This is a genomic window from Arthrobacter sp. zg-Y844 (genome assembly GCF_024385465.1).
Classification (GTDB): Bacteria; Actinomycetota; Actinomycetes; order Actinomycetales; family Micrococcaceae; genus Arthrobacter_B.
The window spans coordinates 324,644-345,223 of the sequence record NZ_JANFLS010000004.1 but is presented as its reverse complement, the minus strand read 5'-3'; the positions used below and the strand labels follow the sequence as shown (position 1 = coordinate 345,223).

General features: G+C 65.0%; 19 protein-coding genes. 2 read left to right on the top strand and 17 right to left on the bottom strand.

Features of this window, described 5'->3' with window-relative positions:
- Window positions 1–138: 138 nt before the first annotated feature.
- The 9 genes from NNX35_RS13970 to NNX35_RS13930 form a co-directional block, all read right to left on the bottom strand.
- Window positions 139–1,068, bottom strand: a complete 930-nt coding sequence (locus NNX35_RS13970) for a hypothetical protein (RefSeq protein ID WP_255868081.1) — start codon at window positions 1,066–1,068, stop codon at window positions 139–141.
- A 183-nt stretch (window positions 1,069–1,251) separates the two neighbouring features.
- Window positions 1,252–2,376 carry an FAD-binding oxidoreductase gene (locus NNX35_RS13965; RefSeq protein ID WP_255868080.1) on the bottom strand — a complete coding sequence of 375 codons (1,125 nt, stop codon included), beginning with the start codon at window positions 2,374–2,376 and terminating at the stop codon, window positions 1,252–1,254.
- Window positions 2,366–3,106, bottom strand: a complete 741-nt coding sequence (locus NNX35_RS13960; protein ID WP_255868079.1) for a protein phosphatase 2C domain-containing protein — start codon at window positions 3,104–3,106, stop codon at window positions 2,366–2,368. The genes NNX35_RS13965 and NNX35_RS13960 overlap by 11 nt, the downstream gene beginning before the upstream one ends.
- Before the next feature lie 61 nt (window positions 3,107–3,167).
- Window positions 3,168–4,067, bottom strand: coding sequence for an aminoglycoside phosphotransferase family protein (locus NNX35_RS13955; protein ID WP_255863402.1), 900 nt, complete (start codon window positions 4,065–4,067; stop codon window positions 3,168–3,170).
- Between the two features lie 111 nt (window positions 4,068–4,178).
- Window positions 4,179–5,696 (bottom strand): Asp-tRNA(Asn)/Glu-tRNA(Gln) amidotransferase subunit GatB, encoded by a 1,518-nt coding sequence (gene gatB, locus NNX35_RS13950; protein ID WP_255767107.1) that lies wholly within the window; start codon window positions 5,694–5,696, stop codon window positions 4,179–4,181.
- Complete coding sequence (gene gatA / locus NNX35_RS13945; protein WP_255863404.1) at window positions 5,697–7,199, bottom strand: Asp-tRNA(Asn)/Glu-tRNA(Gln) amidotransferase subunit GatA; 1,503 nt, start codon at window positions 7,197–7,199, stop codon at window positions 5,697–5,699.
- An 8-nt stretch (window positions 7,200–7,207) separates the two neighbouring features.
- Window positions 7,208–7,504 (bottom strand): Asp-tRNA(Asn)/Glu-tRNA(Gln) amidotransferase subunit GatC, encoded by a 297-nt coding sequence (gene gatC, locus NNX35_RS13940; RefSeq protein ID WP_227924393.1) that lies wholly within the window; start codon window positions 7,502–7,504, stop codon window positions 7,208–7,210.
- 195 nt (window positions 7,505–7,699) lie between these two features.
- Window positions 7,700–8,194: a GNAT family N-acetyltransferase gene (locus NNX35_RS13935; protein ID WP_255767105.1), complete on the bottom strand. Its 495-nt coding sequence runs from the start codon at window positions 8,192–8,194 to the stop codon at window positions 7,700–7,702.
- 119 nt (window positions 8,195–8,313) lie between these two features.
- Complete coding sequence (locus NNX35_RS13930) at window positions 8,314–8,799, bottom strand: TraR/DksA C4-type zinc finger protein (RefSeq protein ID WP_255868078.1); 486 nt, start codon at window positions 8,797–8,799, stop codon at window positions 8,314–8,316.
- 158 nt (window positions 8,800–8,957) lie between these two features.
- Here NNX35_RS13930 and NNX35_RS13925 point away from each other — a divergent pair, with 158 nt between their 5' ends.
- Window positions 8,958–9,710, top strand: a complete 753-nt coding sequence (locus NNX35_RS13925) for a bifunctional 2-polyprenyl-6-hydroxyphenol methylase/3-demethylubiquinol 3-O-methyltransferase UbiG (protein ID WP_255868077.1) — start codon at window positions 8,958–8,960, stop codon at window positions 9,708–9,710.
- 33 nt (window positions 9,711–9,743) lie between these two features.
- Here the strand turns inward: NNX35_RS13925 and NNX35_RS13920 are convergent, their stop codons facing one another.
- From NNX35_RS13920 to NNX35_RS13885, 8 genes are all read right to left on the bottom strand, one after another.
- On the bottom strand, window positions 9,744–11,582 hold the full coding sequence (locus tag NNX35_RS13920; RefSeq protein ID WP_255868076.1) for a DUF222 domain-containing protein: 1,839 nt from the start codon (window positions 11,580–11,582) through the stop codon (window positions 9,744–9,746).
- Window positions 11,583–11,813: 231 nt separating this feature from the next.
- Window positions 11,814–12,677: a phosphotransferase gene (locus tag NNX35_RS13915; RefSeq protein ID WP_255868075.1), complete on the bottom strand. Its 864-nt coding sequence runs from the start codon at window positions 12,675–12,677 to the stop codon at window positions 11,814–11,816.
- Between the two features lie 26 nt (window positions 12,678–12,703).
- Window positions 12,704–13,498: an inositol monophosphatase family protein gene (locus NNX35_RS13910; protein WP_255863410.1), complete on the bottom strand. Its 795-nt coding sequence runs from the start codon at window positions 13,496–13,498 to the stop codon at window positions 12,704–12,706.
- Complete coding sequence (gene ligA, locus NNX35_RS13905; RefSeq protein ID WP_255868074.1) at window positions 13,495–15,771, bottom strand: NAD-dependent DNA ligase LigA; 2,277 nt, start codon at window positions 15,769–15,771, stop codon at window positions 13,495–13,497. The genes NNX35_RS13910 and ligA overlap by 4 nt, the downstream gene beginning before the upstream one ends.
- 102 nt (window positions 15,772–15,873) lie before the next feature.
- Complete coding sequence (locus NNX35_RS13900; protein WP_255868073.1) at window positions 15,874–16,455, bottom strand: hypothetical protein; 582 nt, start codon at window positions 16,453–16,455, stop codon at window positions 15,874–15,876.
- Between the two features lie 7 nt (window positions 16,456–16,462).
- Window positions 16,463–16,921 carry a hypothetical protein gene (locus NNX35_RS13895; RefSeq protein WP_255767096.1) on the bottom strand — a complete coding sequence of 153 codons (459 nt, stop codon included), beginning with the start codon at window positions 16,919–16,921 and terminating at the stop codon, window positions 16,463–16,465.
- 251 nt (window positions 16,922–17,172) lie between these two features.
- On the bottom strand, window positions 17,173–17,478 hold the full coding sequence (locus NNX35_RS13890) for a pore-forming ESAT-6 family protein (RefSeq protein ID WP_227924368.1): 306 nt from the start codon (window positions 17,476–17,478) through the stop codon (window positions 17,173–17,175).
- 79 nt (window positions 17,479–17,557) lie between these two features.
- Window positions 17,558–17,893, bottom strand: a complete 336-nt coding sequence (locus NNX35_RS13885) for a hypothetical protein (protein ID WP_255767095.1) — start codon at window positions 17,891–17,893, stop codon at window positions 17,558–17,560.
- A 337-nt stretch (window positions 17,894–18,230) separates the two neighbouring features.
- On the opposite strand from NNX35_RS13885, the gene NNX35_RS13880 reads away from it, so the two are divergent.
- A complete protein-coding gene (locus NNX35_RS13880; RefSeq protein ID WP_255868072.1) occupies window positions 18,231–20,579 on the top strand; it encodes an FdhF/YdeP family oxidoreductase in 2,349 nt (782 codons plus the stop codon).
- The last annotated feature ends 1 nt before the right edge of the window (window position 20,580 follow it).

The window sequence follows — 20,580 nt, the reverse complement described above, 5'->3', positions numbered from 1 at the left end:
TGCCGGCGTCCGGACCGGTCACTACTCGGTCCATTCATCACTCGCACCCTTATGAGGTACTAACGACGATAAACGGCCCGTCTGGGTAGGTGCTGAAGACAACCTGACAACTACCTGAGTATGCGGCGCCGCGGACGGTCAGGCGGCGATGAGCTGACGCAGGCCCGGACCAGCGGGACGGGTTGCACCGGCGGACAGACCGCAGGACGGCGCACCGGCCTGGCGGGGAAGAATTTCCTGCTGAGCCGTGCGGATCCCGGGCATGCTCACTTCCGGAGCCGCGGCTCGTTCAGGCTTCTTGGTTCCGGCAGACCCGCTGCTGGAGGCCTTCTCCCCACCGGAACCTTTCCCGGCCGAACCCGGCTTCTTGCCGCCGGTGTTCTTTTTCGGAGCAGTGGAGGCCTGGCTGGCGGTGCCGCGCGAGCCGTTGTTGTTGGCGGGGCGGGACTTGGCGGCCTGTGCCTTCTTGGGCTGGGCAGGCTGCTTCGGAGCAGCCTTCTTCTTACTGGCGGACTTGTTTACGGCCGACTTGTTTACGGCCGACTTGTTTACGGCCGACTTGTTTACGGCCGACTTGTTCACTGCGGACGTGCTGCCAGTCGACTTTCCGGGAGCAACCATCGCAGCGGCGGCGGCCGCGGACTTCTCGGCGGCCACGGCAGAGGTCATTGCAGCCGTCCGTGCCGTCAGGGCTGCGGCCACATCCAGGGCATCCACCGACTGGGGCATCCGCACGGAGACGCCGGGGCGGCCATACGGCGCGGCCGGACGGAGAGCGGCCATGATTTCTTCGGTCGCTGACCGGGTGGTGTCCACGAACACGGCGGCGGCGTTGTCATCGGGGGCGGCCTCAACCCGCTGGCGTGCCGCACGGGAAAGGACGCGGTAAAGCGCCGTAATGACAACCAGCAGGGCCGCACCCGTGCCGTAAAGAAGAATCAGGGAAAAGGCGAGCGATGTGGTCCCGCCGGAAAAGAAACCAATGCCGATAACGGCAGAAATCAGCCACAGCGTACTGAGAATTTCCAGGATGGAACGAACCCGGATGTAAAGCGGACGCTGCTGCACGCCAACAAATTTTGGCGGCAAGAAATCTGGCACTGAGACTGACCTTTCGGGCACCGAAGTTTTAATGCATTCGGGTTTTTGGGAACGCGCTTGTTAGTACAACTCTAGGCATGTCTCGGGACCCTAATGACCATACGCGCGCACCTTGGCTGATTCGTTACGCGCCGATTGGTGAGACTTTCGTCACACTTGCACTCGAGCGGGGCTAAGGGCGTTCCGGGCCTCTTTTCCCCCGGCCTCGCCAAGCAGGATCCCCGCTGCCAGCTCTGCGATGGCGGACGAGGTCTGGAACCCGTATCCGCCTTGTCCCGCGAGCCAGAAGAACCCCGGCACGGCTGGGTCCCAGCCCACCACGGGCACCCCGTCGGGTGCCTCCGTCCGCAGTCCGGTCCAGGCTCGGGCAACCCCGGTGATACCCATGGTTGTGACGCTGTTCACCACTTTCACGAGCGCCTGCACATCCGCGTTCCGTGGCCGGGCATCCTCCGCCACGCTTGGCTCACTCTCCGACGGCGAGATCAGTACCTGCCTGCCCTCCGGCCTGTAGTAGAACCGGTCAGAGGCGTCAGCCACCATCGGTGCGCCGGCTTCCAGCGGTCGCTCAACCTCGACGACGGCGGCGGTGCGGCGGTAGGGCGTGAGCCGCAGGGACTGCGCCCCAAAGACACCGGCGAGAGTGTCTGCCCAGGCGCCGGCCGCGTTGACCACCGTTGAAGCCTGGAAACGCATGCCCGGAGCAGACACTTTCCACTGCGTCCCCTCCCCTGCCTGCCGGGCAGCTTCGACCCGCTGCCCGGTGATAATCCGGCCCCCCGCTGCCAGCAGCCGTGCCCGATGGAATTCCAGCAGGGCGTCCGTGTTGCAGGACACCGAGGTGGTGTCCAATCCCGCAGCACTGAAAGTCTCCGGCCGCAGCTCCGGAGCCAGTCCCAGGGCTTCAGCCGGCATGACCGGATGCATGTGGGCGCTTGCCCTGTCCCGCACCGCCTCCTCATCCCCGATCAGCAGGAAGCTCCGGGGCGCCAGGATCGGTTCGGGCAGATCTGCTTCCGCTGCCCGAATCAATGCCAGGGTACGCAGGGTCAGGTCCTGGATAACGGGCGGACCGTAGCTGGGGATCAGCTGCCGGGCCGAGCGGGAAGACGTGTGGTAGCCCAAGGTCGGTTCAGCTTCCACCAGGACAACCCCGCCGGCCCTCCCCCGGGTTTCCGGGGATGCCGCCAGCCGCGAGGCTAGTTCGGCGGCCAGGGACAGGCCGGCGATCCCTCCGCCGATCACCAGGACGTCGCAGGAAATGTCAGCCGTCATGGGAGGTCCTTTCCAGGGTCAGGATGGTGGCATCGTCAGCGCTTTCCCCCAGCTCGGACTGCAGCGTGCGCAGGGCCAGCAGCATCTCCTGGGCGGGGACGGCGGAGCCTGCCGCCGCCAGGAAGCCGCCCGGCCCGTCGACAATGCCCAGGTCCACTGCCCGCCAGGCGCCGTCGGATGCGAGCACTACCCGCCGTGCCGGGCCGAGCCGGACTGTGCGGGCCTGGTAAGCGGCTTCGGCTTCCCGCCGGGCGACCCATAGCCGGCCCGGGGTATTGCGCAGTTCCCGGTCCAGTACCCGCATCTCGCGTTCGCGCGCCGGGTCCGCCGAATGTTCCGTGCCGATCCGGATATCGGCGGGTTCATGGGTGACGTGCACCAACGAACCGTCTTCCAGTTCCACCACCGCGTGGCAGTCCGCCAGTGCCAGGATCTCCACGCCGTCCCCGGTCAGCTGGGCCAGGCACAGGGCCGCAGACGGGAAACGGATCCGCTCCTCGCCTGCCAGGGTACGGGCCAGCTGGTCCATCCGGGTCAGGGCATCGGCCAGCACCTGCGGCGCGGGCGCAACCCCAACGGCAACCGCGGCATCAGTCAGTAACAGGTCAAGGTTCCGGGCATACCAGGCCGGGTCAGAGGGCCCGGGCAGCCCGAGCTGAGGCAAGAGGGAGCTGGCGCCGTCGATTACCCAGGCCGTGGCGCCCGCGTAGCCGCAGGTGTCCTCCTGCACGTGCCCGTCGCCTTCTGTGGAAATCCGGACAGAATGCTTCCAGCTGCCTGCCGCCACCGGGTTAGAACCTCTCCCGGTCGCCGGTGAGGATCTCCATCAGGGTTTCCGAGCCCACCAGGTACAGCCCCGGGGCATCGTCGGAGTTCGCCAGCAGGATGGTGGCCATGCAGATCGCCCAGCCGCGCGCCCGCTCCCACACGTACGGGTCGCCGTCGTACTGGTCGCCCAGGCTGCGGCGGAAGGTGTCCCGGCCCTCGGCGTCGAACACCAGCCAGGCGGCCGCCAGGTCCGTGGCCGGATCACCCGCGGTGAGATCGCCGAAATCGATGACCGCCTGCAGGGTGTTGTCCTTGGCCACCAGGTTCGCCGGGTGCAGGTCGCCGTGCAGCCACAGCGGGGGCCCGGTCCAGGCCGGGATGTCCTGTGCCTGGTCCCAGAGTTCCTGCACCCTGGCGGCGTGGGGAACCATGCCGCTGTTCAACCTGCCCTGCACTGCTTCGTCCCGACCGGCCAACGGTCCGCCCCGGAACGGATTGCGGGGATAGCCCGCCGGTGCCGGCCGGTGAAAGGCGTTCAGGAAGGCGGCCAGCGGCTCGGCCAGGGCAACGTTGCGGTCCCGCGGCGATAAGGACACGTCCTGGCCGTCAAACCAGGCGGTGATGCTCCACGGCCAGGGATAGAGCTCGCACGGGGTCCCGCGGAACAGCGGGGCTGAGGTTGATACGGGCACGTCGGCGGTCAGCTGCGGGAGCCAGCGCTGCTCGTTGGCCGTGAGTCCGGCGGCGGACTGCCGGCGGGGCAGCCGGATCGCATACTCCGTGCCCAGCCGGTAAATGTAGTTGTCCCAGCCGCTGGCGGCCTGCGTCAGGGAATGCCCGCCCAGGTCCGGGTGCTGCTCCCGCACCAATTGCCGCACCAGCGCAGGGTCGGCGGAGATTTCGGCAGCGGGAAGGTTGGCCATTTCGTCAGCGTACCCGCCGGGTGTGCAGCGGGCCACACACAGCGGGCCACACACAGCAGGACCCCGGCAGGCACAATGCCTGCCGGGGTCCCCCCACGATCTCTCGGTGCGTTAGCCCTGCACGCCGAGGCGTTCCAGGATCAGCTCGCGGACGCGGCCGGCGTCGGCCTGGCCGCGGGTGGCCTTCATAACCCCGCCCACGATGGCGCCGACGGCCTGGACCTTGCCGCCGCGGATCTTGTCCGCGACGTCCGGCTGGGCCGCCAGGGCGGCGTCGATCGCTTCAAGCAGGGGGCCGTCGTCGGACACCACGGCCAGGCCGCGCTTCTCGATGACTTCCTCCGGGGTGCCTTCGCCGGCGAGCACGCCGTCGAGCACCTGGCGTGCCAGCTTGTCGTTGATCTTGCCGGTCTGCACCAGGCGGTCCAGTTCCACGATCAGCTCGGGCGTGACGCCGACGTCCACCGGATCCACTTCGGCTTCCTTGGCGCGGCGGGCAACCTCACCCATCCACCACTTGCGGGCCACCTGCGCGGACGCACCGGCGGCAATGGTTTCCTCGATGGCTTCCATGACTCCGGCGTTGACGACGTCGCGGAACTCGGCGTCGGAGTAGCCCCAGTCTTCCTTGAGCCGCTTGCGGCGCTCGGCCGGCGGCTCGGGCAGGCGGGAGCGCAGCTCTTCGATCCATTCCGTGGTGGTGACCACGGGAACCAGGTCCGGTTCCGGGAAGTACCGGTAGTCATCGGCGTCGGACTTGGGCCGGCCGGAGGTGGTGGACCGGGTGTCCTCGTGCCAGTGCCGGGTCTCCTGGACAATCGTGTTGCCGGAGTCCAGGACGGCGGCGTGGCGCTGGATTTCGAACCGGACCGCGCGTTCGACGGCGCGCAGCGAGTTCACGTTCTTCGTTTCCGAACGCGTGCCGAACTTTTCCTGGCCGTAGGGGCGCAGCGAAACGTTGGCGTCGCAGCGGACGTTTCCGCGCTCCATCTTCGCGTCGGAGACACCCAGGTTCTTCACGATTTCCCGGATGGCCGCCACGTAGGCCTTGGCCAGCTCGGGGGCACGCGAGCCGGCACCCTCGATCGGCTTGGTGACAATCTCGACCAGCGGCACGCCGGCGCGGTTGTAGTCCACCAGGGAGAAGTCTGCGCCCTGGATGCGGCCGGTGGCTCCGCCCATGTGGGTCAGCTTGCCGGCGTCCTCTTCCATGTGCGCGCGTTCGATCTCGACGCGGAACACGGTGCCGTCTTCAAGCTCAATGTCCAGGTAGCCGTCGTACGCGATGGGGTCTTCGTACTGGGAGGTCTGGAAGTTCTTGGGCGTGTCCGGGTAGAAGTACTGCTTCCGGGCAAAGGTGCAGGATTCGGCGATCTTGCAGTTCAGCGCAAGGCCGATGAGGATCGAGTACTCCACGGCCTTCTTGTTCACCACCGGCAGCACGCCGGGCATGCCCAGGTCCACCGGGGTGACGGCCGTGTTGGGCTCGTCGCCGAAGATGTTCGGGGCGTCGGAGAACATCTTGGTTTTGGTGTTCAGCTCCACGTGGACCTCGAACCCCAGCACCGGGTCGTACTTCTCCATGGCCTCTTCGAAGGACAGGGTTTCATCCTGGATATGGACGGACATTTACTTCACTCCTCCGAGTACGGGTGCCGAGGCCAGCAGCGGGCCGCCCCACTTCTGCTCGAGCAGGCCCTCCAGGGCTGCGCCGGCACGGTAGAGGCGGATGTCTTCGCGGGCCGGGGCCAGGAACTGGATGCCGACGGGCAGGCCGTCTGACAGGCCGCCGGGGATGGAAATGCCCGGGACGCCGGCCATGTTGGCCGGGATGGTGGCGACGTCGTTCAGGTACATGGCCAGCGGATCGTCCAGCTTTTCACCGAGCTTGAACGCCGTGTTGGGCGAGGTCGGGGATATGAGCACGTCGGCCTGGGCGAACGCGGCGTTGAAGTCGCGCTGGATCAGGGTGCGCACCTTCTGGGCCGAGCCGTAGTAGGCGTCGTAGTAGCCGGCGGACAGGGCGTAGGTGCCCAGGATGATGCGGCGCTTGACCTCGTCGCCGAAGCCGGCGGCGCGGGTGGCACTCATGACGCGTTCGATGGTCAGCGGCGGCTCGGCGGGCAGCTCGCGCATGCCGTACCGGACGCCGTCGTACTTGGCCAGGTTCGAGGAGGCCTCGGACGGCATGATCAGGTAGTAGGCGCCGAGGGCGTACTTGAAGTTGGGGCAGGACACCTCAACGATTTCCGCACCCGCATCCCGCAGCATGTCCAGGGACTCGGTGAAGCGGGCCTGGACGCCGGCTTCGTAGCCTTCGCCCTGCAGTTCCTTGATGACGCCGATCCGCATGCCGGCGACGCTGCCGTTGCGGGCGGCGTCGGCCAGTGAACCCACGGGGTCCGTCAGGGAAGTGGAATCGCGGGGATCGTGGCCGCCGATGAGTTCCTGCAGCAGGGCAGCGTCCAGCACGGTGCGGGAGACCGGGCCGATCTGGTCCAGCGAGGAAGCCATGGCGATTGCGCCGTAGCGGGAAACGCCGCCGTAGGTGGGCTTCACGCCCACGGAGCCGGTGACGGCGGCCGGCTGGCGGATGGAGCCGCCGGTGTCGGTGCCCAGTGCCAGCGGAGCTTCGAAAGCGGCGACGGCGGCAGCGGACCCGCCGCCGGAGCCGCCGGGGATGCGGTCCAGGTCCCACGGGTTGCGGGTGGGGCCGTAGGCGGAGTGTTCCGTGGAGGAGCCCATGGCGAACTCGTCCAGGTTCGTCTTGCCGAGCATCGGCATACGCGCGGCACGGATCTTCGAGATCACCGTGGCGTCGTAGGGGCTCATCCAGCCCTCGAGCATCTTGGAGCCTGCCGTGGTGGGCTGGCCCTTGGTGACGATCAGGTCCTTGATGGCGATGGGGACGCCGGCCAGTTCGTGCAGTTCCTCGCCGGCGGCGCGGGCCTTGTCGACGTCGGCGGCAACCTGCAGCGCCTCATCCGTGTTGACGTGCAGGAAGGCGTTGATGGCGCCGTCCACCTCCGCGATGCGGTCCAGGTGGGCCTGTGTGACCTCGACGGCGGACACTTCGCCGGAAGCCAGCTTGGCGGCCAGCTGTGCGGCGCTTGATGTAATCAGTTCACTCATGGAAGCTTTTACTCCTCATCCAGGATGGCAGGGACCTTGAAGCGGCCGGCGGCGTTGTCCGGGGCTCCGGACAGTGCTTCTTCATTGGTCAGCGTCTGCCCCACAACGTCTTCACGGAAGACATTGACCAGCGGGATGGGGTGGGAGGTTGCCGGGATGTCCTCGCCGGCAACTTCGCTTACGGATTTGATCGAATCCACGATGACATCGAGTTCGCCGGCCATCTTGTCCAGCTCGTCGTTGGTCATCTCAATGTGGGCCAGCCGCGCCAGATGCGCCACAGCCTCACGATTGATCTCAGACATGAGTCTCCCATGCGTCTTTTAGGAACGTTTTTCGGCTTTACGCCGGTATCCGTTCCAGTCTACGGCGTTTCGGGGCAGGGCATGGAGGCCGCCGCCACACCCTGCCGGCGCGCTGCAACACGCTGCCGACGCGCGCAAAAGCCGTCCCGCCGCCGTCGGGCACCGGGACGGCCGGGGCCGCGTACTGATTGAGGGCTAAACGGCCTTGCGGAACACCCAGAGAATGTAGTCTTCGCCGGGAACGGTCCAGTCCCGTTCCGGAACGCGTTCAAACCCGCAGGACAGGTAGAGGGCGTGGGCGTTCAGCATGGTGGTCATGCTGGTGAGGCTGACGGCCTCGATACCGTCCTTGTTCCGGGCGTAATCGACAATGGCGTTAACCATCGCGCGGCCCACTCCCCCGCGCTGGAGGGTCGGATCCACGGCGAGCATCCGGAATTCCAGTTCGCCTTCAATGGCGATGTCCGTGTAGGGCTGGCCCGCGTAGGTGATTGCAGCGGAGGCAGCCACCTTGCCGTCGAGCTCTGCTACCCACAGCTCGGTGTGCTTGGCGCGGTCCTCGACGTTTTCCAGTTCCTTGACGTAGGGGTTGTCAGCCTCGATGTGATTGCCGTGCAGGTAAGCCTCACGGGTAATCCGGCGGATGTCGTCAAAGTCAGCCTCGGTGGCAAGCCGGATGGTGATGCTCATGCGTGGTACGAGTCCTTAAGGTGTTGGTTGAAGTGCACGTAGATTCTATCCCCGCCCGCCGCGTTTCCGGACGGCGGTGAGGCGGCGCACACGGTTCAACCGCACCGTCGCCGGTGCGCTTACCGCCGGCGGGCTGAAGCGCACTCCACGCAGAAGCGGGTTTCGGGACGGATTTCGAGCCGGGCCGTCGGGATCGCCGTCCCGCAGCGTTCGCAGATGCCGTAGCTATCGGTGTTCAGGCGTTCCCGTGCCTCCATCAGTTCAAGGAGCGATGTTTCCGCTGCGGCCAGCAGTGCCACCTCGTTGGCCCGCTCTACGGAAACCGTAGTTCCTTCGGGATCGTGTTCGTCGTCTGCCGGAATGTCCTTGGCGGCCAGGGTGACTTCCCGGATCACGGCCGTTAATGTGCTGATCTGCTCGCGGGTATGTTCCATCCGCTCGTCGATCAGGCGGGCGAAGTAGGCCGCGTCCAGCTCCGGCGGGGTCTGCGGGGTTGAAGTCTGCGGGGTGGGAGTCTGCGGGGTGGGAGTCTGCAGCGCGACCGCTGCTGGCTCGGGCGTTCCGCGGATGGTTTTGCGCGGGGCCGTGGGTGCTTTCTTAGGCATGCGTTTTCCTCCTGTGAGTCTGTGCTGCACGGGATGCATCGGGATGCATCGGGATAAATTATCCGACGCCGGAGCGCCGAAAAGTGCCCCCGATGACGGTCCTTTCCTCAGGGCTTAATCCCGGTAGGATTCGGGTCAACTGTCCGAAATCCGGGGGAATGATGGTTGACACGTTCTACAACGAGCCGCGGCTCGTGGCTCTCTATGACGAAGACAATGCCGGGCAATGGGACACCGACTTTTATGCCGGCCTTATCGGCGATAAGCCGCTCCGCATCGCCGACGTCGGATGCGGCACCGGCAGTTTCGCCGTGCGTCTGGCGCTGGCGGGCCACACGTTGACCGGCGTCGATCCGGCCTCCGGCATGCTGGAGGTGGCGCGGTCTCGCGAGGGCGGCGAGAGGGTCACCTGGTTGCAGGGCACCGCCGTGGATCTGCCGCAGGGTCCGTTTGATGCTGCCCTGATGACCGGGCATGCGTTTCAGTGCCTCCTGACGGAGGCCGCCATCCTCGAAACGCTGACGGCCGTTCGGTCCCGGCTCGTGCCCGGTGGCACCTTCTATTTCGAGACCCGGAATCCTGCGGCGAAGGCCTGGCTGGAGTGGGACAGCGGCAATGCTGGCCCGTCGGTCCAGGCATCTTCGGCGGGAACGCTGGAGGTGGAGTGGGAGCTGATCTCGGTGGAAGACCAGCCCGACGGCGCGTTGGTCACGTTCGAGGACCGCACCGTCTTCCGGTCCGACGGCGAGCGGTTCATCAGCCGCAGCACCCTGAAGTTTGTGCGGGCAGAGGTGCTGAAGGACCTGCTGGACCGGGCCGGTTTCAGCTCTGCAGACTGGTACGGGGACTGGGAAGGGGGCCCGTTCAGGGAAGCGTCCAGCCGGGAGATCATTGTGGCTGCCCGGCGGTAGCCCGGGAGGCGGCCGCGGCCGGCTGAACCCGACTCAGAATGGCGGCATCTGTTCCAATCGGGAATCGTCCTGCGTTGAATCCTTCGCCCTGGAATCCGTCGGCCTGAACTCCTCCTGCCGGGGATCCGTACTCCGATTTACTGCCGGACCTGGCAGGTCCAGTTCCAAAAAGGGCTCGGTCCGATAAACCCGGCCGGTTGGCGAGGTCCACTCGATCACCCCGGGCACGGGCTGACATGCTTTCCAGTAACCGAGGGTCTTGAACCGGTGGTGGCGACGGCAGAGGTGTTCCAGGTTCCCGTGGACCGTGGGACCCCCCTTCGCCCAGTCGACGGTGTGGTCGACGTCCGAGTTCGCGGTGCTGACCCGGCACCCGGGAAACCGGCAGGTTCCGTCCCTTGCGCGGAGCCAGCGGCGGAGCCCGGCCGGAACCTTTCTGCGCCGTCCTACGCCCAGGATCTCTCCGGTCTGCGGGTCCTGGGCCAGTCCGGTCCAACCGACGGCGTTGCGGGCCAGCCTGCGTGCCGCTTCGGCGCTGATGGGCCCGTACCCGTGCAGCTCGGCGGGCTGGTCGTCCGCGCCGAAGAGGGTCTCCGCGTTGATCAGGACCATGATTTCCGCCCGAGGGACGATTCCATCGTCCGGTCCGGTGTGGGGGTTGGTCGCGGTTTCACCCGCTGCCGCACCGCTCTCCGAACCGCCACTCTCCACTCCTCCAACACGGGCTGAACCGCTACCCGCATCGCTGCCCGTCCGGCCCCCTCCGCCACCACGGACTGACCGGCCGACCCCGCCGGTATCCCTCACACGAGGTGCACCCGTGCTGCCCATCAGCAGCTGCGCCAGAATATCCGCACGCAGCTGATCCGTGGTCCGGGAATCCCCTCCCGCCTGCTCACCCCGCGCCGCAGTACTGAGAGCGGTGTAAATCTGCTGCGCTTCCGCTGCCCGCAGATGGGCGGAGAGGCAGGACATGCCGTCCTCTTCCCGGTCCAGGGTGACCTTGCGCTGCTCGAACGCGGTCAGGTGACGTTTGTTGATGGTCTCCGGATAGCGGTTCTCGCGCAGCCGGCGGGCCTTTGCGGAGAACTGGGAGCGCGTCTGGCCCTCGGCTGCTGCCAGCAGATCGGCCTCAAATTCCGGGAACGCCGCGGCTGGAACGTTCTGGCACTGATCCAGGACCACTTGGGCATGCTGGTAGGAAAAGCGTCCCTCTTCGAGCCCGGTCAGGGTAGCCGCATGGGAAGTGCAGAGACTCGTCGCTTCACTCAGGAGCCGCTGTCCGGTGACTTGCGGAACATTCAGGATGGCCGCGCATTCGGAAGCTGCGAGGCTAAAGGCCAGCCCCGGTTCGATCCATTTGGAAGCGGCATACATGTCGTCCCGGAAGAGCTCCCCCATCCGGTTGACCAGGCGGGCTTCCTGCGCCTGCACCCAGGACATCAAATGCGCCATCCGGGACAGGGCCTCGGCGACCGTCTGCTCGTCAAAGGCTTCAAGGTTCTGCAACGCCAGTGTCCCAGTGAAGCCGTCTCGGAAAGCGGAGGTAGAACTATCGGCGTCGGAATCGGGGGCAGCGGGAGGTTCGTGTTCGGCTGGCTCGGCAGCGGAGGGGCCGGCATGGAGAGGGCCGGCATCAGGAACGGGATTCTCGGCTGGCTGGGTGCCTGCCTCGGCGTCGTTCTCCGGAGCCGAAGAGCCGGCACTCGCGTTAGCGGTCCCGTCAGACTCGGGGGCCGCCGGTTCAGCCCGGTACACCGACAGGGTGCAGGCCCCGCGGGGCTCATCCGCTTCACCAGTGGTGCCAGCAGGCAGCTGGTTTTCACTGCCCTGCTCTTCGGTTGTCGGTTCTGCATTCCCGAGCTGATCCATACCTCAGGATTTCATCCGGCACTGACATTTCCGGGCGGAAAACAGGCCCAAAAGAGGGCTCCCGGAAACCGGAAATACCCGTCTTTCGAACGCAACTACCTACCCATAAACCAAGCCACCGGCGGCGCCCAGTTGGCACGCTCAGCCCTGACGCCGTGCCGTCCGTGCACTTGGTGGCCGAGGAGGACCAGACCACCGAAGATCACTTTGAACAAACCCGGCAAATGCAACCTACGAGAAGTTCCCCAGCGCATCCCGGAGCATCCGATGGCCTTGTGCCTCGAACTTAGGGTCGCCGACTTGGTAAGCCCAGGCAGCAGTGGAGACAGCTTCGCACAGCAGTGTTAGGTTCCAGAGTTCGCTGTCCCTGCAGTCCGTACCGTACCCCTCGAAAAAGGCACCCTCCAGATAACTGTGAGACTTCCATTGCTGCACCGCCAAGCGACAAAGGTCGGTCACGGCCGGCCTCAAGTCGTACCGGCCGAAATCGATGATCCTCAACTCGCTGCCGTCCATGAGCCAGTTGCGAGGTTGCCAGTCACCATGGGTCGGAACGAGAACCACCGGCTTGGGACGATACGCGCCGAGAATGGCCCTGGCCTGTTCACCATCGGACCTGGAAATGCGGTGAGGTCTCTCCAGCCAAGACAACGCTTTGGCAGTAGCGCGTGCCTCGTAGTCGACGTCAGTACGCGCAGTTTGCTCATGGAATATCCGCAAAAGATACCCGGCTTGCCGATACGTATCCGGGTCATATTCAGCTGCGGTTCCCTCCACGAGAGAACCTTCCAGATACTCCGTGACCAAGATGTTTTCGGAACGGTCCGCGTGGACGAGCATGGGCGCACGGTTCTGCCGGGCCCAGACGCTGACCCATGACTCGTGGGCGTCTATTTCACGGCTTATGTGGTGGTTGGAGGGACCGGCAGCTTTGACGATGTACGTGCGCTGCCCGTCAACTGCGTGCGCTACTTCAAGGACCGCGGTATCCAGAAGGTTCCAGGAGAGATCGGTAACGAGACACACCCCCGGCAGCCAAGCCTCGACAAGTTCAGCCTGCCGCGCGCTCAGACGATTCCGATGCCAAGATTCCATCCCAGCAGACTAGCGTCCAGCCGCAGCTAACCCAGCAGCGCTGCCCCGGCGACAGTGACTGCGTCGAGCCGCTCGGCATCGTCGGCAGGCTGCGGCGGACGCTGGACAGGCACACCGGCTTCCTCGGCAATCAGGGCACCGGCTGCGTAGTCGTATTCGTTGAGACCGCGCTCGATATAGGCGTCCAGGGAACCGTCCGCCACCATGCACAGGTCCAGGGCCGCGGACCCCAGGCGCCGCACATCGGCGAATTGCCCGGCCAGCTGGGGCAGGGCCGCGTACTGCTCGGAACGCACCGAAGCATCATAGGAGAACCCGGTGCCCAGCAGCTTTCCGACGCGCTGGGGATCGGGACCGGTGAGCTTCCGGACGCTGCCGTGCTCTGCCAGCCAGGCGCCGTGCCCGCGGGCCGCCGAATACACGCGTACCAGCGCCGGAGCGTGGACGACGCCGGCCAGCCACTCGCCGTCGTCGTTCACCGCCGCCACCGAGGTGCCGTAATAGACGATGTCGCGGATGAAGTTGGTGGTGCCGTCCAGCGGATCGATGGACCAGCGGATGCCGGAGGGATGCACCGGGACAGCCGGTTCCAGCTCCTCCCCCAGCACGACGTCGTGCGGACGCAGGCGGGCCAGGACTTCCCGGACCGCCACCTCGGCGGCGGTGTCGAAGTCCGTGACCCAGTCGCCGTCGGCACTCTTGTTCACCGCGTTGAGGCCGCCGGCAGAGCGCTGTGCCAGCACAGCGGCACCGGCTGCGGCAGCCTCGCGGGCCACTTCGAGCAGTTCCAGCGGGTCAGCTGCGTCGGGCAACGGCATCATTCGGACTCCTCGGTCGGAACGGACTCCTCGGTCGGCTCGGATTCAGGTACCGGCCCGCCCGGAACGGACCCCTCGGCCAGCAGCGTGCGGAAGCCGTCTTCGTCGATCACACGCACACCCAGCTGCTCGGCCTTGTCCAGCTTGGTGCCCGCGTTCTCCCCGGCCACCACATAGTCGGTTTTCTTGGAGACCGAGCCGGAAGCCTTGCCGCCACGGGTCAGGATGGCTTCCTTGGCCTCGTCGCGGCTGAAGTTGGGCAGCGTGCCGGTGACGACGACGGTCAGGCCCTCCAGCGTCCGCGGCACGGATTCGTCGCGCTCGTCGGCCATCCGCACCCCTGCGGCGGCCCAGGCGTCCACGATCTCGCGGTGCCAGTCCTCGGCGAACCATTCCTTCAGGGCCGCGGCGATGGTGGGTCCGACGCCGTCGACGTGCGCCAGCTGCTCTTCCGTCGCAGCCCGGATGGCGTCCATGGAACCGAAGGCACCCGCCAGGGCGCGTGCCGCCGTCGGGCCTACGTGGCGAATAGACAGGGCCACCAGAACCCGCCACAGCGGCTGGGTCTTGGCCTTCTCCAGCTCGGTAAACAGCTTGTGCGTGGTGGCGCTGGGCACGGACGGCTTCTTGGCGGTGCCCTTGGTGTAGAAGTACGGCACGAGTTCGGTGCCGTCCACGACACCCTTCACACGCTTCGGCCGTTCGATCCGCACGTCGGCCAGGTCTTCGATCAACAGGTCGAACAGACCCGCCTCGCTGGTGAGCGGCGGGGTTTCCGGCTCGGCCGGCGAGGTGAGGGCGATAGCTGCCTCCCAGCCGAGCGCTTCGATATCGAAGGCACCGCGGCCGGCCAGGTGGAACACCCGCTCGCGCAGCTGGGAGGGGCAGGACTTGGAGTTGGGGCAGCGGATATCCACGTCCCCTTCCTTGGCCGGCTTCAATTCCGTGCCGCAGGAGGGACAGTGCGTGGGCATCACGAAGTCGCGGACCGGCGGATCCTGCGCGTCGCGGAGGGCGACGACGGGGCCCACGATTTCCGGGATCACGTCGCCGGCCTTGCGCAGCACCACAATGTCGCCGATCTTCACGCCCTTGGCCTTCACCACGTCCTGGTTGTGCAGCGTGGCCATTTCCACGGTGGAACCGGAGACCAGCACCGGCGTCATCATCCCGTACGGCGTGACCCGGCCGGTGCGGCCCACGTTCACGCGGATGTCCAGCAGCTTGGTGTTCACTTCCTCCGGCGGGTACTTGTAGGCCACGGACCAGCGCGGCACGCGGGACGTGTTGCCCAGGGCGCGCTGCAGGGCGAAGTCGTCGACCTTGACCACAATTCCGTCGATTTCGTGGGAGAGATCGTGCCGGTGCTCGCCGTTGTCGGCAATGTACTTCAGCACTTCCTCATAGGTGTCGAGCACCTTGTAATAGGGCGACGTCGGCAGTCCCCACTGCTTCAGCAGTTCGTAGGTTTCGGACTGGCTCGCCACGTTGAGTCCTTCGCGTGCCCCGATGCCGTGCACGTACATGCTCAGCGGGCGGCGGGCGGTGACTTCGGGGTCCTTCTGCCGCAGGGAACCGGCGGCGGCGTTGCGCGGGTTGGCGAAAGGTGCCTTGCCCGCCTCGACCATGGTTTCGTTCAGGTGCGCGAATTCCTTTGAGGGGATGAAGACCTCCCCGCGGATTTCCATTTCCGCCGGGAGGTCCTCGCCCTTGAGGGTGCGCGGGATGGAGGCGATGGTGAGTACGTTGTGGGTGATGTCCTCGCCCGTGGTGCCGTCCCCGCGGGTGGCGGCCCGGACGAGTTCGCCGTTGCGGTAGAGCAGGTTGACGGCGAGTCCGTCGATCTTGAGCTCGGTGAGCCACTTGATCTGCGCACCGGGAGCAATGTTGGCCACGGACGCTTCGGCCTTGCGTACCCAGGCGTCGAGCTCATCGAGGGAGAAAACGTCCTCGAGGCTGTACATGCGCTGCAGGTGTTCCACCGGAGAGAAGGCCGCGGATACTTCGCCGCCCACTTCCTGGGTGGGCGAATCGTTGGTGACCAGTTCGGGGTGCAGCGCCTCGATCTCTTCCAGGCGGCGGTAAAGCCGGTCAAACTCTGCGTCCGAAACCAGGGGTGCGTCTTCGTTGTAATACGCGAAGCGGTAGCGGCGTACCTGGTCGGCGAGCGTCTGGTACTCCTCGCGCAGGTCTTCTGCGGGCGGGGCGTCTGTGCTGACCGATTCGACGGCGGCTTCGGTGTCCGTGGGTTCAGGGGAAGTCTTGGCTGTGCTCACCTAACCAATCTTGCCGTATAGCGTCCGGTTCCGGGAGTTTTGCGGGACTACGACGCCGGACCGGCCGGGCTGTCGTTGTCCGCATCCCGTTCCGCTTCAGAATCATAAGTCGTCGTCTTTCCGCCATGAGACTTCGGACTTGATATTGCCGACCAAGGCAGCCTGGAGCCAACCGAAAACCGCCGACCGGGTGACGGGCTCGTCATGAAACGTATGGAACCCGTGATCTTTCAGCAACCGCTCCTTCAGTCCAAGGTCGGTGGTGAACTTGGTAATAACAGCAAGGTTTCCGCCCTGATCCTCACCATGGATCGTCACGACGCCCCTGGGGCTCAACTCTCCAGTTGCCCGCACGGCGTGAATATTCGAAACCTCCTCATATGGAACCCTCAGCGAATGCCTGACGCCGGGCGAGGGGAACTGGTCCCCATGGTCAATCGTCATCCAGCCCACACCTGGAGAGTTTCCGCCATATTTAATAAGCAAGATCGTTCTGTCATAAGGCGTCGTCGAATCAACCTCGACTTCCTGCCCCCTCCACGTACCGTACGAACCGGTCAATTTCGTGCCGCTGGAACTCCACATAGCCAGGAAATATACCGCCGCCAAACCATTACTACCGGAATTGGTTGTTCTAAGAAACAACCGTTTCCGACGATCAAAACTGCCCTCAGACAGCGACAAACACTTCCTACTGCATCAGGTCCTTTTCTTCCATCCTGATGTCTTCCAGATCCTCCCACCGGAAGGTGCCCACATACTCAATCCGATCGACCTGGACAATCTCGGGAATTTCTCCCCGGTCAATCTTCGGTTCCTGGGCCGGGTGCGGTTCCACCCAGGCGTGAACGACGCCGTCGGCATACCTGGCGATGCCGATCTTGTTGCCATGCCACGTCGCGGTCACGGCGAGCCTCACAAAACGGTCCACCTCATAATCGGCGATTTCCAGGGTCCACGAGGCGTGCCCGCCTCGTCCATCCCTCGCCGAAATGGAGGTCCATTCCGGTCCCGGCGGCGCCGCCTCATGAAACAGAGTGATGAACCCCTTACGCAGCCGCGCAGCCCGGTACCACCGTCCCCTCCACACCGCGTATTTACCGGGCGGCAGCATACCGTTCGGAAGCGTCTCCGGTAGGGGTTGGGACACGGGACGGGAAGCTCCGCGGCGGCCTGCATCTTCGGGTCCCCGAGTTTCCTCATTCAACCGCCTGCACCCTTCTCCACATTCCATTCCCGTATCTTCCGAATAACGATAAACCCGTGTATGTGGTGCAGTTCAGGGCTGCCGAGGGGCCGGAACACATCCAAATCCCGGATAAGGCCGCTATGCACGCGTGCGCATTAAAACAACAACGGCACCGGATCCAGCCCGGCGCCGTTGTGTTGTGCAATCAGTGATTAGCCGATGTTCTGCACGGCGGACTTAGCCCGCGCACCCGCACCCGCAGCCGTCTCATCATTCTGGGACAGCGTCTGCTTCACCAACGCAATAATGTTCCGCGTCTCATTCGCAGCATTCCGGAAACGGTTCTCCACCGCCTGGTAATCCTCCGAAACACCGTCAGCCTGGAAATCCGACATAGCCGCATTCACAGCCTTCTCACGCTCACCGATCAACGACTCCAGCCGGGCAACAATCGACTGGATATCCCCCTGCACCGCAGAGGAAGTATCAGTGTCATAGCTCAAACGATCCTGGGACATGGCAAATCCTTTCAACACCGGCACCCACGCGCCGGAAAGCAACCGAACTAAGGAAGAACTAGGAAAAGGGACAGAAGAACTAGCGCGAAGAACCAAAACGCGCAGAGTCGAACGACGCCGACCCCTGCTGCTGGGCCGCATTGTCCGCAGCCTCCTGATCACCGGTCTGGAAGTGCCGGTCCATCTCCGACTGACCCATCAGGATCGCCGAGAGGGAGCTGTTGAGCTCATTGGCAACCTCATCCGTGCGGGCCTTGAACTCGTCAAACTTCACCCGGCCGGCACCGTTGAACTTGCCCTCCAGCGGCGCCGCAGCCTCCATCAGGCTCCGCACCAGCTGACCCAGATCCTCATTGGAGGAACTCGTCTGCTGCGTCAACGTCCCAAGGGTCGAAGAACCCATATCAAACTTCATGGCAAACCACCTTTTCGGCACCCCACGGCGCCCTCGTCCGAACTGTTCCCCCGAGCAGCCGGACGAATTCACCAAAAAGGTAAATCCCGTTCCATTTGCCGGTAACCCCCATCAAACCCACCAAAACCAACCCGGTCAAGGAAAACACATGGGCAGAACTACCCATGTGGTGTGTGCCCACGGATAACATCCACCAATTCCGAAGGCGCCCGCCGTCGCAAGGACGGCAGCGGTCCTTGCGGCGGTGCGCCCGGACTGCTAGGCCTGTTGGTAGATAAACTGCGGTAGAAGCAGTCGCCGCCTTAGCGGCAGACATCGCGATGAAGGGAAGTGCGGCGTGGCCAGGAAAGAACCCCGCGTTAAAGAAGTCAACGAGAGCGACATAGAGGTCAAGGGACAGCCGAAGGAGTGGGCGGCGGGACTTCCTGCCGTCTACCACTCCATGAAGCCGGCGATTGAACACATGGGGCTCGCCCGCGCCTTGGGGACCACCTTCCGCATGAACCAGAAGCACGGGTTCGACTGCCCGAGCTGCGCCTGGCCCGATCCGAAGGACCGCAGCCCGTTCGAATACTGCGAAGAGGGCGTCAAAGCCGTCACCTGGGAAGCCACGCCGGTGGTTATTTCTTCGGACTTCTGGGCCGAACACAGCCTCACCGACCTGCGCGGGCGTTCGGAATACTGGTTGGGCATGCAGGGCAGGCTGACCGAGCCCCTGTACAAGCCGGCTGGTGAAGACCATTACCGGCCCGTCAGCTGGGATGAAGCACTGGGGATTGTGGCTGACCGGCTCAAGGCTCTGGATTCCCCGCACGAAGCGGCGTTCTACACCAGCGGGCGCACCTCCAACGAGGCGGCCTTCCTGTACCAGCTGTTCGTTCGCGCCTATGGCACGAACAACCTGCCCGACTGCTCCAACATGTGCCACGAGTCCTCGGGCTGGGCCATGGGCCAGACCATCGGAATCGGCAAGGCCACGGTGACCTATGACGATTTCGGCCAGGCCGACCTGATCATCCTCATGGGCCAGAACCCGGGCACCAACCACCCGCGCATGCTCACCGCACTGGAACTGTGCAAACGCAACGGCGGCAACATCGTAGCCGTGAACCCGCTGCCCGAGGCCGGACTGAAGCGCTACAAGAACCCCCAGAAAGCCCGGGGCATCGCAGGAAAGGGCACCGAACTCGCGGACCAGTTCCTGCAGATCCGGCTCGGCGGGGACATGGCCCTGCTTCAGGCCATTTCCAAGCGGGTGTTCGAGGCAGAGGACAAGAACCCGGGGACCGTCCTCGACCACGAATTCCTCGAGGAGCACTGCGAGGGGCTGGCAGACCTCAAGGAACATCTGCTGCTGCTGGACGACGAGGAAGTGCTGGAAGCCACCGGGCTGCGCGCCGAGGAAATCGACGAACTGGCCGAACGCTACCTTCGGGCCGAAAAGGTGATCATCACCTGGGCCATGGGCATCACCCAGCAGAAGAAGGGCGTTGCCACCATCAAGGAGATCATCAACCTCCTGCTGCTGCGCGGCAACATCGGCAAGCCCGGCGCCGGCGCCGCCCCTATCCGCGGGCACAGCAACGTCCAGGGCGACCGCACCATGGGCATCTGGGAGCAGATGCCGGGGACCTTCCTGGACTCGCTCGGCAAGGAATTCAACTTCGACCCGCCGCGCGAGCACGGCGCCGACGCCGTGGAAACCTTCCTCCGGATGCAGGACGGCCGGATAAAATTCTTCATGGCACTGGGCGGGAACCTGATCTCGGCTATCTCGGACACCCACTTCGCCGAGGCTGCCATGCAAAAGACGGACATGACCGTACAGATGTCCATCAAGCTCAACCGCTCCCACCTGGTCACCGGCAAGGAAGCGCTGATCCTTCCGGTGCTGGGCCGCACCGAAATCGACGTCCAGGAAACCGGCCGGCAGTTTGTTTCGGTGGAGGACACGGTCTGCGTGGTCCACGCCTCGCACGGCGGGGTGGAACCCGTCTCGAAGAACCTGCTCTCCGAACCGGCGCTCGTTGCCCGGCTTGGTGCCCTGGTGATCGGTGACCGGATCGACGCCGACTGGGCCGGCTACGAAAAGGACTACGACCTGATCCGGGACCACATCTCACGGGTAGTGGAGGGCTGCGAAGACTACAACGAGCGGATCCGCCACGAGGGCGGGTTTGTCCTGCCCAACGGCCCCCGGGATTCTCGGACCTTCCACACCCCCACCGGCAAGGCGGTCCTGACGGTCAATGACCTGGAAGCGGTCCAGCGGCCGGAAGGCACCCTGCTGCTGCAGAGCATGCGTTCCCATGACCAGTGGAATACCACCATCTACGGGCACAATGACCGGTACCGCGGCATCAAGGGCGGCCGCCACGTGCTGTTCATGAACTCCGGTGACATCGAGGAACTCGGCCTGGCGGACGGCCAGTACATCGACATCCACGGTGTCCACCACGACGACGCCGAGCGTGTCCTGCGCAATTTCCGGGTGGTCTCCTACCCCACGCCCAAGGGCTGCGTAGCGGCGTACTACCCGGAAGCCAACGTGCTGGTACCGCTGGACCACGTTGCCGAGGGCAGCAACACCCCGGTGTCCAAGACCGTGCTGGTCAAGGTGGAACCGGCCGCACAGCAGACTGCGGGCCCGGAAGACAAGATGCGCCGCGAAACGGCGCCCGTGTAGG